Source organism: Stenotrophomonas sp. VV52 (assembly GCF_002893095.1).
GTDB lineage: Bacteria > Pseudomonadota > Gammaproteobacteria > Xanthomonadales > Xanthomonadaceae > Stenotrophomonas > Stenotrophomonas aracearum.
In genome coordinates this window covers 20,561-33,171 of record NZ_KZ622867.1, presented here as the reverse complement: position 1 = coordinate 33,171, position 12,611 = coordinate 20,561, and the positions used below count along the sequence as shown (strand labels likewise).

Here is a 12,611-nt window from a genome sequence, read left to right as displayed (position 1 = left end):
GTAAGTGTCCGTGAAAACGGGGGTGAACCCGATTTGCCCCAGGAGCGGCTGGAGGAGCTCCAGATCACCTTCAAGCAGACCCCCTACGACATCAAGGCACGCTAAGCATGGCTCTTTCCCTCAAGGTGTATCAGCAGCGGGCGTTGTCCAGCCTGGCCCAGTTCCTCGAAGACGCCCGGCTGACCGGCCCCGCATCCGCGTTTGAGAAGAACGTGGATGCCGGTCTGGTCACGCAATACAAACCCATGCCTCATCTGGAGGCCTCGCCCTACGTGTGCCTACGCATTCCAACGGGCGGCGGCAAAACGGTCATGGGCGCGCACATCATCCAAGCGGCGGGCGACGCCTACCTCGAGCGCGAGTTCCCGCTGGTCATGTGGATGGTGCCCACCACCCAGATCAAGACCCAGACGCTGGAAGCCTTCAAGAACCCCCGTCATCCCTACCGCCAGGAGCTGGATGAAGCGTTTGGCGGCAAGGTTGCGGTGTTCGATGTGGAGGACTTCACCCACATCCGCCCCGCTGACTTGGGCACCAAGGTGTGCGTGGTCATTTCGACCATGGCGGCCCTGCGCGTGGAGAACCAGGAAGGCCGCAAGGTTTACGAGCACCACGAAGATCTGGAGCCCCACTTCGCCGGCAGCGTGTCCGATTTGCCCTACTTGGAGCAGAACAAGGCGGGAAAGGCCATCGCGTCCTTTGCCAATCTGCTGAAACTTCACGGCCCGTTGGTCATCACCGACGAAGCCCACAATGCCAACACGCCCCTGTCCTATCAGGTCTACGAGCGCCTGGGTGCCAAGGTAGTGGTGGAGCTGACCGCAACCCCGGAGGCCAGCAAGAGCAACGTGCTGGTCAGCGTCAGTGCCTTTGAGCTCAAGGGCGCGGACATGATCAAGTTCCCAGTCGTGCTCAAGGAGCACGTCGGGCAATGGGAAGTCGCAGTGGGCAGCGCTGTGGCCCGCCGTAACGAGTTGGGCAAGACCGCGCTAGGCGAGCCGGACTACATCCGTCCCATCCTGCTGATTCAGGCTGAGAACGCCAAGGGCATCGCCACGGTTGAGGAGGTCAAGAAGCACCTCATCGACAACGAGAAGGTGCCCGAGAAGGCGATTGCCATCGCCACGGGCGATCAGCGCGAGATCGACGGGGTGGACCTGTTCGCCAAGGACTGCCCCATTGAGGTCATCATCACCAAGCAAGCGCTCAAGGAAGGGTGGGATTGCTCCTTTGCCTACGTCTTCTGCTCGGTGGCCCAGGTCAAGAGCGACAAGGACATCCAGCAGCTGCTGGGGCGCGTGCTGCGCATGCCGTATGCCACCCGCCGCAAGCAGGAGGCCATGAACAAGGCCTACGCCCATGTCACGACTGCGGCGTTCAATCTGGCTGCCGCAGAGCTCACCAAGTCGCTCATCGACATCGGCTTCAACCCTCTGGAGGCCGTGGGCGCCGTGCTGCCGGATCCCACCCCTGGTCCCGGCTTGGACTTGCAAGGCGGCAAGGTCAATCCGGTCCCCGTGACGCCCAAGGCCACCATTGCTGTGAGCAAACAGCCGGACCTTACTGGTATCCCTGCTCGGGACCAGACCAGCGTTGTTTTCACTCCGAACGAGGAAGGCAAGGGCGGCTCGGTGGAGATCACGGGCGAGGTGGACGACTCCACCGTGGAAGCGATCACCAAGGCTGTGCCAACCAAGGAGCGCGAGGAAGCGGCGGCTACAATCCAGCGGCACCAGATCGCCGCCAAGGCCGTCAAAGCCCCTAGCCAGAACGGCGCGGTGTTCAGCGTGCCCCGGCTCGGGGTCATGGAGCAGGGCGAGCTGGAGTTCGTGGAGAGCGGCGCCACGCCGCCGGGCTTCACCTGGGACTTGCTGGCCTATCCCCCGGACTTGACAAGCCTCAAGTTCAATGCAGATAGCAAGACCTTTGAAGTCGATTTGGTGGAAGAGAAGGTCAGCTACACGCCGATTGACGACGACGTGAATACCTACTTGCCAGGCTTCGCTAAGGACCGCACTCAAGCGGACTTGGTGGGCTGGTTGGACCAAAAGATCCGTGATCCGGGGGTCAAGCAGCCCGTGCTGCGGGAGTGGTTGCGCCGGTCCATCAGCGGGCTGTCCGAAGATCGGGGCTTCTCGCTATCGCAACTGCTCAATGGCCAGTTCGTGCTCCGACGGAAGCTCGGCGAGCAGCTTCAGATCGCCAAGGCGGAGGCGCTCAAGGATGGCTTCCAGCAGGCCCTGTTTGGTGCCGACGCTGAGATCGTGGTCAGCGACGAGCCTGATGCCATGTTCACCTACCCCGCGGACATGACCCAGTATCCAGCGCATTCTTACTACCAAGGCGGCACGTATCGCTTCCGCAAGCACTACTACCCCTTCGTGGGCGATCTTCAATGGAAGACCGCCGGGGGCAAGGTGGGCGAGGAGTTCCTCTGCGCCCAGGCCATCGATCAGCTGGACGAGGTGGAGTTCTGGGTCCGCAACCTGGTGGACAAGAGCCAGTTCTGGATGCCGACGTCCAAGCAGCGGACCTACCCGGACTTCGTTGCCAAGCTCAAGGACGGTCGCCTGCTGGTCGTTGAATACAAAGGCGGCGACCGTTACACGGCGGACTCCGAGAAGGAGAAACGCATGATCGGTGAGCTGTGGGCCAGCAAGAGCAAGGGCAGGGGGATCTACCTCATGGCCCAGCTGAGGGACGAGAAGGGCAACAGCGTGACCGAGCAACTTCAGGCTGCCATTCGGGAAAAGAGGTAAGCAAGCAGTCATGGAAGACCGGCCTTATACCTCACGTTCTACCCCATAAGCCCTCAAGGGAAAACGGAGCCGACAATGCAAGTCCTGGTCACGCGCAGGCGCAGAGGCGTCTTCTGCTTCATGGCAGAAGAGATCGCTTTGCGAGTCAAAGAGCAGCGCTTTTATTTGGCTCAAGCCAAAGCCCGCCTCCTGACGCCGTTTGCTGCGATCGAAGCAGAGGCGGAAGCCATAGAGCAGGACTGCTTGGAGAATCCGCCAGAGTGCTTCGACCCCGAGCAATGGGACATGTCCATGGTTTACGAGGCGGCCTTTCATCAGAGCCTCGAACATTACGACCTGCTCCATGAAATGCGAGAGCGCACCCTGCTGGGTATCGCCGCTGGCATGTATCACCACTTCGAAAAGAGCTTTCGCGTCCGCGTCGCTCGCGAACTGCGCCAGGCCGGGTGGGTCATTGGAGAGAAGAGCCGGGATCAGGTCTGGCGGTGCGAATGGACTCAGCTGGAGGCGCTGTTGGTCGCTTTCGGGTGGGATGTGCCGTCAGTGCCGCACTACCAAGACCTCGAGGCCTTGCGGCTGGTCGTCAACGTCTTCAAGCATGGCGAAGGCCCGGCCTTCGAAGCCTTGAAGCAGCGTTTCCCTCGATTCGTTCCCCAACTGGAGTCAGATGAGGGGTCGTGGCGCTACGTGGACTACACCCACATGTGCGTGACCGAGGAGCATTTGGATGCTTTCTCAAATGCCATCGTGAGCTTCTGGGAGGCCATCCCCCTTCAACTGGCAGTGGAAGAGGGGGTGACTGCTTTGGAGCTTCCATCCTTCTACGCCAAAGCAATGCGGCAAGACGGGTGTCCGACCTTCATGACGCAGCAGCCCGCTCCCAACTCCCCCTGACTAGCCGAGCCGTTGATGGCATGGGGCTGGTCGTTGAGTTATTGCTCCCCGCCGCTGTCGAGCCATCCGTTCACCAACGCGCGTTGGAGGGCGAGGGCAACTTGAGTCGCGGCATACACCCAGTCGTCGTCTTCCGCGTATGGATCCTCTTCCGAATCTTCCTTTCCCCCGTGGAAGAGGTTGTTGCGGACTTGCTGCATGGCTTGGACGAGGGCCACCGCATCTGAGTCTGCATCCAAGGGGCTGGGCATGAAGCGGGCCACTCGGCGCCCGTCCTCCTTCACGATCCTCTGTTTCATGGGGCGTTCGTCGCGCTGACCAAGAAGGCGCTTGCGTGCCCACTCGGGGACTTCTTTCAAAAAGGCGTCGCCAAGCGAGCGGGCGCGGTCTTCCACTTTGCGCCAAGCCACATCGGGAATCGGATCGCCTTGCCTATCCTTCCGGAAGAAATCTCCATGCCGTCGAAGCTGGAACTCCAGTTTGCTGAAGGTCTTGAGCAGATCGTAGGCGAGGTCAGGGCGAATGGGCATGCCGGCATCATATCTCAGCCCTACGATCCCAATATGAAAGGGCCCGGCAACGCGTGATTAGTCGCTGGGAAGGTGGCGCTATTGTGAGTAATCGGGTCGACGGGTCGGTCCTGCATTGGCCCTTGTCCCGCCAATGGGCTATAACCCTTGCTTGCCCTCAACGGAGTATTTGCCTTGGCCTTGACCACCCTTCAGTCGATCAACGCGGAAATCAAACAACTCGAAGCCCAAAAACGGTTGGTGGAGAAACGCGACGGTGAGGTTCCTAAGGCCATCGCGGTGCTTCAGAAGTATGCGAAGCTTCTCAGTGCTGCCCAGCGTCGCCGGATTGCTAAGCTCATTGGCGAGGCCATCGACGTCAAGCCGGCGCGTTCCCCGAAACTTTCTGCTGGGCCGCTGAAGGGTCGAAAGCTCGGCAAAGTCGCTCCCAAGTATCGACTTCCGACGGGAGAGACCTGGGCAGGTCGTGGACTGGCACCCACGGCGTTCGCGGCATGGGCCAAGTCGGCAGAAGGCAAGGCGTGGGCGCAGGCGAACCCTGAGGCCAAGTTCCCGCCCGCCGCTGGTAAGGTGAAGAAGTCCGCGGCCAAGGGGGCTGCGGAGGTGGGGAAGGTCGCCAAGAAGGCAGGGAAGGCAAAGCCGATTCGGAAACCTGCCAAGAAGGCCAAGCCGAAGCCGGCTGCTTAATCCCGTGGACAAAGGCCCTGCGAATGCCCGTGCCAAGGCGTTGGCCGCTGCACACGTGTTGCTCGACATGGCCGACGGAACGCTCTTACAAGAGGAGGCGGGAATGCGACTGCGCAACGAGCTTGGGCTTCATTGGTCTGCCTTGACGTGCGTCCAATACTTGTCAGGGGAAGACGCGGTCGCTGCATTGACCGCCCTTCCGGGCGAGTGGAGCGAGCAGGGGCGGACGAAATCGGATCTCCTCCAAGCCGTGGTCATGGCCCTGGCGGTCGTGGATGAGGTGCGGGGCAGCCGCGGAGGGAAGGTGTCTGCCAGCAAGCTGTCCCTGCGCCTTCAAGAGGTGCGAGCCGCGGCCGTGGGGCAGGGCGAATGAAGCGAACCTTGTCCGCTCCGAGCTATGCACTCCTGCAGGCCAGCGTGGAGTGTTGGAAGTGCGGCGAGGCAACGCCGGTCACGTCGGTGTGGGTCCCGTCCTTCGTGGACTTCGCAGACGTAGAGGGGCCAGAGGACGAGCCGGAAGCAGGCGATGCGGCCACGTTGCACGGGATCGAGGATTTGGACGATCACGTCGCTGCGCATGTGCGTGAGGTGGCACCTTGGCTCAGGCCAGGGCGCTCGGAAACCGCCGATGCCACTTACTGGGTCAACCATTGCCAAGCGCTGTTGCGCATTACAAGGCGACTTCTTCGTGATGGGCGTCAACGGCCCGTTCTTCCCTCAGTTCCGCGCCGAAGCCGACGGCCTTGAGCTCCTCTCTGGGCGTGGACCCTTGAGCGCCAATGCGACGGCTGCACAATCCGGATGGATGGATTGGATTGCTGAGCGCCTGTCCGCCTGAAAGAGCGTTCGGGATCTTATGGTATCGGGCCAAGTGAACCTTGTGCGTGCCCGTTCAAACGAAGGTTCGTATAGCTAGATGAGGTCATACAGGAGCACGTGCAACCCCTGGCGGCAGTTTGGACCACCATCTTCCCACTGCCAGCCGCTTCTGAACCAAGGCCCGGAACGTTTCAGGGGAAGGAGCTGGCCCGCTTCGCTTGTGCCTGCACTGGTTGCACCGGGCGTGTGCGGCCACCACGTTCCCGGATACGTCTCGGCCCCCGTCCTGCTGGGCGACCAGGTGCTCGGCGGTGCATTGAAAGGCTAGAGCTTTGCTGGGCTTCAGCCCGAGTTCTGAAGGAGCCGCGAGCCACATCGGTAGGCCGCAGTAGTAGCAGCGGCCAGACTGGGCATGGAAGGCGGATGTGCGGATGGATTTGCGGCGCTTGGTCGTCATGGATGGCTCCGGAATCAAAAAAAGATTCCCGCGCCCCCATTGGGTGGACCTCGGGCACCCGGAGCCTATTGGCTATGCGGGCACAACACCGACGCTTCTGCGACCGGCGATTGCTTTTTAGCTTACTCGTGTCTTCGGTGCAAGCGCTTGGGTTGGCATCTGCAAAATCGTGTTGTCAGATCCTCTTGCGGAAATGGATTTATCGAGTATTGGTGAAGTAAGCCCAAGCCGGGCCATATCCCTTTTCCCCAATATCCGAGGAGGATTTTTCATGCGCAAGACCCTTTCTTTTTCTCTGGCCTTGATGGCCGCGTTTTCTGCCACTTCGGCGTCCGCCGCTGACGTCACCGAAGACCTGATGATTTCTGCGACCGTGAACAACGAGTGCAGCCTGCTCGTGACCCAGCTGGGCGGCGGTGAATACAACGGCTTGGCGTCCGGCACGCAGGGCTATTCCAATGGTGCGTTGATGGTTCGCTGCAACCAAGGCACCGCCTTCAGCATCGTGCCCGGCGATGGGTTGAACTACGGCGCCGCGATTGCTCGTCCCAATCACCGCGCCGTGTCCGATGGGGCCGGAAACTTCGTCGCCTACGGCCTCTTCAAAGATCCTGGTGCCAGCCAAGTGTGGGGCAGTGGGGCCGATGCTTGGGAGGGCGTGGGAACCGGTGAGCAGCAGATGATTGGCATCGGTTATGCCTTCTATGATTTGAACAAGGTGCCCGGCGGAACCTTCTCCGACACCATCGCCGTGACCCTGACTTACTGATCCTCAAACGTTTTCCTTGAGCCCCCGGAAATCTCCGGGGGTTTTCTTTTGGTGGTGGGTTGACAACTTTAAAAGTTTTGGTTGGATCAAAGGAGGTGATCGTTTCGGAGGAATGATGTTGAAGCGTTTGTTGGTGGTTTCATCGTTTTTGCTGTGCGCCGCTCCTGCATCGGCGGGCAACGTGTCGTTGTTTCCCACAAGCATCGTGGCCCCGGCTGGAGAAAGGGCAGGCGCGTTGACCTTGGAAAACCATGGAGGCGCCTCGGAGCGCTTCCAGGTCACGGTGTTGGACTGGTCCCAAGATTCCAACGGGCAGGACGTGACCAGCCCCGCCAAGGCGGTGATCGCGGCACCGTCCATTGTCGAGATCCCGCCTGGATCCCGCCGGGCCGTGCGGTTGGTCCGCACCCAGAGCGTCGGCGCCCCCGGCTACTACCGCGTGCTGCTGCGCCAGTTGCCCCAGCCGTCCACGGCGGGCCAGGTGCAGTTGTTGATCCACCAGAACCTGCCGGTGGGGTTTGAAGACGCCAAGGCCGGTCCTCCGGTGCTCATGGCCCGCTTCACCCCCGACGGCCTTCTGCTGACCAACACCGGTTCGACCGCCGCGCGCCTGACCGCCGTCGGTCCTCAAGGCATGCCGGCATGGCGCGAAGGGGCGCTGGGATGGGTATTGCCGGGGCAGAGCAAGCACGTGGAGCTCAAGCCTGGCCTCAAGGCGTCCACGCTCTCGATCACGGTCAACGGGTCCCCCGTCGTCGTCCCCGTGAACTGAGGGCGACACGTGCGGCGGGGAAGCGTCCTGGGCCTCGCGCTGGCCCTGTCCATCGGCAGCGCGCACGCGGCCATCCCAGACGGGGTGGAGCCGGTGCTGGCCGCGCCAATCCGGGCCAACGGGCTGCCCGCGAAGGACCCCGTGTTGCTCTGGCAGCAAAGTGGGGCCTGGGTGGCCGAATCCACGACCTGGCAGCAGCTCGGCGTGACCCTTCGCCCGGGCGAGGAGGGCCAGGACCTGACCGACCAAGCCTTGGGCGTGACCGTGGCTTACACCCCCGAGAACGCCACCGTCCAGCTCACCATTCCGGCTGACCGCAAGCCGGCGCAGCAGCTCAGCCAGCACGGCACTCCGGTTTCTCAGGTGTCGCCCGCCATCGGGGGCGTCTTGGTCAACTACAACCTCGCCACCCAGATTGCAGGCGGCCAACAAGCGACGTCCTTGGCACTGGAGGCGCGCACCGGAGGGCGTTGGGGCGTGGTCTCCACCACCGGGCAGCTCAACCAATCCCCCAACGGGTTTGGCATGCGCCGCGGCATGACCGCTTGGCAGAAAGACGACCTGCCGCGCCAACGGACTTGGCAAGCCGGCGATGTCTACGCCACGCCCCGCATCGGCCCGGTGGCGCTGGGCGGCATTCGCCTCGCGAAGGACCCGGCAGCGCTGGATCCGCTCACGCCGACGTGGCCCGTCCCGACCTTGGGGGGGATCGCGTTGGATCCGGGGCAGGTCAAGGTCCTGTCCAACCAGGCCGAAATCACACGCCAAGACGTCAAGGCCGGCCCCTTCACCGTGGACGGTCGAAACGTGGCCCTGGGGGCCAGCCAAACGGATGTAGTGGTGCGTGACGCCTACGGCCGGGAAACTGCCGTTTCCACTGCACGGCTCTACGTGGCCCCAACCCTGCTGCGTCCTGGACTCTCCGCTTGGGAAATCGCGGCCGGACAAGTCCGCGAAGACGAAAACCGCTACGGCACGGCCGGCGTCGGCGCTTCCTGGGCCAAGGGCGTCAACGACCGCTGGACCATCCGAGGTGGTGGTCAGGTGGACGAGAACGGCAAGGGCAACGTCACCGTGGGTTCCACCTGGGCCTCGGGCACCTGGGGCGTGCTCGACGGGGAGGTGGGGCGCTCAAGCGACGGCGGGACGCGTTGGGCTGCTGCCTACGACTACCGAGGGCCCACCTTTGGCCTGCGGCTGGAACACGAAGAAAACGACGGCTTCTGGCGACTGCAGAGCGAGACGGCGCTGCCCATCGCTTCGCGCACCCAAGCCAGCGTTTCCTACCGCCCGGATCGCCGCTTCACTTTGCGTGGCATCTACAGCGCCATCGACACGGGGCGCTCCAGCCTGGCCTTCGCTTCCTTGGGCGTGAGCGCGAACCTGGGCACTGCAGGCCAGGTGTCCGCCAACGTGCTGAAGGACCTCAACGGCGGCGATCTCCAGGTATCGGCGAGCTACACGTATCGCTTCGGCAGCAAGGCCAGCGTGGGTGTGCGGGCCCGCCAGGCCCCAGGCCAGGATGCCCTGACCACCCGAGCGACCTACCGCACCGAGGGCGGCCTTCGCGTGGCTGCAGAGCACACCGAGGGCGATCAGGGCAGCACCCAGGCCACGGCGGATGCCATGACGCGTTACGGCGACGCCCGGATCATGCTGGACCGCTACGACGGGCAAACCCAGGTGGCGGCCAACTTCTCCGGCGCCGTGTTCCTGGACCACCGCGGCGTGGCCTTCGGGCGACCCGCCTACGCCAGCTTCGCCGTGGTGGATGTGCCGGGCCAGGCGGGCTTGCCGGTGCGGGTCAACGGGGCGCCGGTGGGCATCACCAACCGGCAGGGGCGCGTGCTGGTCACCAACGTGCCCTCCCTGCTGCACACCACCTTCAGTCTCAAAGATAAAGACCTGCCCGTGGGTGTGGAGATTGGGGAGACCGAAAAGCAATCCGTGGCCCCCCGCCAAGGCGGCGTGCGGGTGACCTTCCCGGTGCTGACCCGGAACGCCCGGGCCTTCACCCTGACAGGGGCCAGCATCGCGCCAGGCACCCTGGCATCTACGCCGAACGAACAAGCAATGGTGGGCTACGACGGAGCGCTCTACTTGGAGCACCCCGAGCCGGGGATGGCCGTCGAGGTGTCGGGCGTGTGCAAAGCCGTGTTGCCGTCGCCGCTGCAGGGCATTGGGGTTGTGGCGGAGGTGAGGTGCGACTAAGCGTCCGGATCCCCTTCGCGGGTGGGCGGACCAGACGATCCCCGTCCTTACCAGCAATCACTTGGAAAACCTTCGACCTCTAGTCTGCGCCATTGCCTAAACGCCGAGGCACGACTACATTCCGTGGAAGGGGGGACGGCCAGACCAGTTGAGAAGGAGCGCCCAATGCCCATCAGGGCTGTGGTGTATGTCAGCGAAGCGTCCGACGCGTTGCGCGGCGATCTGCTTGGCCTCCGGAGCGGCAAGCTCCAGGAGCTGGTCGACGACGCAACTCGTTTTAACCGGGACGCAGGTGTCAGTGGGGTGCTCTTGTTCGACGGGACGCGCTTCCTCCAATACTTGGAGGGACCCCCGGACGGGTTGGACGTGGCGTTCTCTAGGGTGCTCGGAGCCTCGAGCCATCACGATCTGATCGAGCTGCAAAGAGGGACGATCACGGATCGCCGCTTGCCTTACTGGCCCATGCGCTGGTTGCCAGTGGAAGTCAAAGAGCTGAGCGAGGTCGCGGTGGGCGATTGGGCCGGCTTCAAGGTGCGGGGCGACGGAGAAGCATTGAACGCAACCGCGATCGACCGTTTGATGTTTCTGGTGAGCAGGCGCGCACTGGTGGGGAAGTGAGTTGTTGGCGACCGCCAGGCCGCGCAAGGAATCCGACCCCTACGTGCAACCCAAGTCTTCGTGGATCGCCGTCACAAGCTGTCGGAAGCGGTAAGGCTTCGGGAGAAATCGAACCGTCTCGGGCAGGGGGGGCAGCTGCGAGCGTTGAAGACCAGACGCGAGCATGACGCGGGCCTGGGGTTGAGCAACCGCGGCTTCCGCCGCGACCTCCAGCCCGTCGGCGCTGTCTGGCATGTTGAAGTCGGTCACTACCACCGCGAACCTAGCGTCGCCGCGCAGGAGGACGAGGGCCTCGTCCCCGTTGCTGGCGGGAGTGACTTGGAAGCCCTGAGAGGTCAGAGCCTCGACGACGACGTTGCGGAGATCGTCTTCGTCTTCAACAAACAACACGTGGATCGGCATCTCAATGCTCTGGTGCGGGGAAGCAGAGGCTAACGCGGGTTCCCTTCCCAAGCTCGCTCTGGAGCTCGGTGAACCCGCCGGACTGGGCCGTGAAGCCAAATACTTGGCTCAAGCCCAGCCCGCTGCCCCTTCCAATGGGTTTTGTGGTGAAAAACGGTTCGAATACCCTGGCCTGCTGGTCCGCCACAATCCCTGAACCGTCGTCTTGCACGCTCAGGCAGATGTATGGTCTTTCCAGCTCGCTGGGGAACGTAGGATCGCGGGCTTGCCGCGCAGAGGCCGTGATGAGGATCGTTCCGCCCTTCGGCATGGCATCGCGGCTGTTGCACACCAGGTTAAGGATTGCGGCCTCCAGCTGTGCTTTGTCCAGCGACAGGGTCGGAAGGCCTCGAGAAACCTCGATCGTCACTGTGATCGCGTCACCGGCAGAGCGGCGAAGCAGCGCTTCGCATTCGGCCATCAAGGCGGCCAAGTCGACGGCCTCTGGCACCAGGGTTTGTCCCTTGCCGAAGGTCAGCAACTGCCGAGTCAGAAGGGCCCCGCGCTCGGCGGCCCGCTGCGCGGTATCGATGAGCTTGGCCACGCCTCCGTCTTTCACCCTCAGGCTGATGAGATCCAGACAGTTGGCCACGATCGTCAACAGGTTGTTGAAATCATGGGCCAAGCCGAGCGTGAACTTGCCGATGGCCTCCATCTTCTGCGCCTGCAGGAGATCGCGCTGGGCTTGGAGCAGCTGCTCCTGCGCCTCGTGGCGCTCGGTGATGTCGCGGGTGATTTTGGCAAACCCCACCAGCTCCCCGTCTTCCCAGATGGGGTCGATCACCACACTGGCACGGAAGCGTGTTCCGTCCTGCCGCAATCGCCAGCCTTCGGCAGCGTAGCGCCCCTCCAGGGCGGCGGTGCGCAAGTTTCGCTCTGGCAATCCGGCTTGGGCTTCCTCGGGCAGGTAGAAGCGGGAAAAGTTGGTGCCGACTACGTCGGCAGCGACATATCCCTTGATTCGCTGCCCACCCGGGTTCCAGGTCTGAATCACCCCGGCGGTGTCGAGCATGTAAAGGGCGTAGTCGGTGACGGAGTTCACCAGCAGGGCAAACTGCCGGCTCTCGTCCCTCAAATCGGTTTTCGCTTTCGCTGGTTGGTTCATGGGTCATCCTCTCGGCAGGGCCACCGAAGGGCGACAGAGTGCGCAGTGTAGAAGAGCGACGGCCGTCATCCTTTTACGTTTCCTTCACAAATCGGGCGAGCCCTCGGGCCACACTGTTCAATCGTGGCACAACCACGCAGAGCGCTTGTAGGGAGAAAGTCATGGGATTGGACGGCAAAGCAGTAAGGGTTCTTCTTGTAGAGGACGAGCCCACTCTCATGATGGTCTTGGAGCAGGCCATTGCCCAAGTCGGCTACGACGTCTCCAAGACGGCGGAAGACTTGCCCACAGCCTTGGCATGCGCCGAGGAAGCCGCTTTCGATGTGGCGGTGCTGGACGTCAACTTGAACGGGGTCGAGTCTTACCCCGTGGCCGATCGCTTGGTCGAGTTGGGGGTGCCGTTCCTGTTTACGACCGGTCTTGGGGCCAACCGGCTGCCCGAACGCTTCAAAGACACGCCCTTCCTTGAAAAGCCTTTTCGCCTGAAAGAGATCGCCGCCGCCCTCCAGTCCCTTCGCCAGGGACTGGAGGTTCACTGAGTTTCCGGGC

General features: G+C 62.8%; 14 protein-coding genes. 9 read left to right on the top strand and 5 right to left on the bottom strand.

The features are described from left to right. Nucleotides 1–107: 107 nt before the first annotated feature. Both C2U58_RS02380 and C2U58_RS02375 read left to right on the top strand, forming a co-directional pair. Entirely contained in the window at nt 108–2,759 is a 2,652-nt protein-coding gene (locus C2U58_RS02380) for a DEAD/DEAH box helicase family protein (protein ID WP_102944383.1), read from the top strand. Nucleotides 2,760–2,834: 75 nt separating this feature from the next. Continuing rightward, nucleotides 2,835–3,653 (top strand): hypothetical protein, encoded by an 819-nt coding sequence (locus C2U58_RS02375; RefSeq protein WP_102944382.1) that lies wholly within the window; start codon nt 2,835–2,837, stop codon nt 3,651–3,653. A 38-nt stretch (nt 3,654–3,691) separates the two neighbouring features. On the opposite strand, the gene C2U58_RS02370 is transcribed toward C2U58_RS02375, so the two are convergent. Then, nucleotides 3,692–4,183, bottom strand: a complete 492-nt coding sequence (locus C2U58_RS02370; RefSeq protein ID WP_102944381.1) for a hypothetical protein — start codon at nt 4,181–4,183, stop codon at nt 3,692–3,694. A gap of 174 nt (nt 4,184–4,357) precedes the next feature. Between C2U58_RS02370 and C2U58_RS02365 the strand changes: the two genes are divergently transcribed. Both C2U58_RS02365 and C2U58_RS20160 read left to right on the top strand, forming a co-directional pair. Continuing rightward, complete coding sequence (locus tag C2U58_RS02365; RefSeq protein WP_102944380.1) at nt 4,358–4,870, top strand: H-NS family nucleoid-associated regulatory protein; 513 nt, start codon at nt 4,358–4,360, stop codon at nt 4,868–4,870. A gap of 628 nt (nt 4,871–5,498) precedes the next feature. Then, nucleotides 5,499–5,708 carry a hypothetical protein gene (locus tag C2U58_RS20160; protein ID WP_253256623.1) on the top strand — a complete coding sequence of 70 codons (210 nt, stop codon included), beginning with the start codon at nt 5,499–5,501 and terminating at the stop codon, nt 5,706–5,708. An 84-nt stretch (nt 5,709–5,792) separates the two neighbouring features. Here the strand turns inward: C2U58_RS20160 and C2U58_RS20415 are convergent, their stop codons facing one another. Beyond that, nucleotides 5,793–6,065, bottom strand: coding sequence for an HNH endonuclease (locus C2U58_RS20415; RefSeq protein WP_343125461.1), 273 nt, complete (start codon nt 6,063–6,065; stop codon nt 5,793–5,795). 352 nt (nt 6,066–6,417) lie between these two features. Between C2U58_RS20415 and C2U58_RS02345 the strand changes: the two genes are divergently transcribed. Next, a complete protein-coding gene (locus C2U58_RS02345; protein ID WP_008266871.1) occupies nt 6,418–6,915 on the top strand; it encodes a spore coat U domain-containing protein in 498 nt (165 codons plus the stop codon). A gap of 3 nt (nt 6,916–6,918) precedes the next feature. Here C2U58_RS02345 and C2U58_RS20155 read toward each other — a convergent pair whose 3' ends face one another. After that, a complete protein-coding gene (locus tag C2U58_RS20155; RefSeq protein ID WP_253256626.1) occupies nt 6,919–7,275 on the bottom strand; it encodes a hypothetical protein in 357 nt (118 codons plus the stop codon). On the opposite strand from C2U58_RS20155, the gene C2U58_RS02340 reads away from it, so the two are divergent. From C2U58_RS02340 to C2U58_RS02330, 3 genes are all read left to right on the top strand, one after another. Then, entirely contained in the window at nt 7,157–7,687 is a 531-nt protein-coding gene (locus C2U58_RS02340; protein WP_253256625.1) for a fimbria/pilus periplasmic chaperone, read from the top strand. The genes C2U58_RS20155 and C2U58_RS02340 overlap by 119 nt on opposite strands. Nucleotides 7,688–7,696: 9 nt before the next feature. Next, nucleotides 7,697–9,898, top strand: coding sequence for a fimbria/pilus outer membrane usher protein (locus tag C2U58_RS02335; protein WP_146033388.1), 2,202 nt, complete (start codon nt 7,697–7,699; stop codon nt 9,896–9,898). Nucleotides 9,899–10,063: 165 nt separating this feature from the next. Beyond that, nucleotides 10,064–10,516, top strand: a complete 453-nt coding sequence (locus C2U58_RS02330; RefSeq protein ID WP_100437276.1) for a BLUF domain-containing protein — start codon at nt 10,064–10,066, stop codon at nt 10,514–10,516. Nucleotides 10,517–10,555: 39 nt separating this feature from the next. On the opposite strand, the gene C2U58_RS02325 is transcribed toward C2U58_RS02330, so the two are convergent. Beyond that, nucleotides 10,556–10,918 carry a response regulator gene (locus C2U58_RS02325; RefSeq protein ID WP_102944375.1) on the bottom strand — a complete coding sequence of 121 codons (363 nt, stop codon included), beginning with the start codon at nt 10,916–10,918 and terminating at the stop codon, nt 10,556–10,558. Between the two features lies 1 nt (nt 10,919). Next, entirely contained in the window at nt 10,920–12,062 is a 1,143-nt protein-coding gene (locus tag C2U58_RS02320; RefSeq protein ID WP_102944374.1) for an ATP-binding protein, read from the bottom strand. 161 nt (nt 12,063–12,223) lie between these two features. Here C2U58_RS02320 and C2U58_RS02315 point away from each other — a divergent pair, with 161 nt between their 5' ends. Further along, nucleotides 12,224–12,601 carry a response regulator gene (locus C2U58_RS02315; protein ID WP_102944373.1) on the top strand — a complete coding sequence of 126 codons (378 nt, stop codon included), beginning with the start codon at nt 12,224–12,226 and terminating at the stop codon, nt 12,599–12,601. Nucleotides 12,602–12,611: the final 10 nt, after the last annotated feature.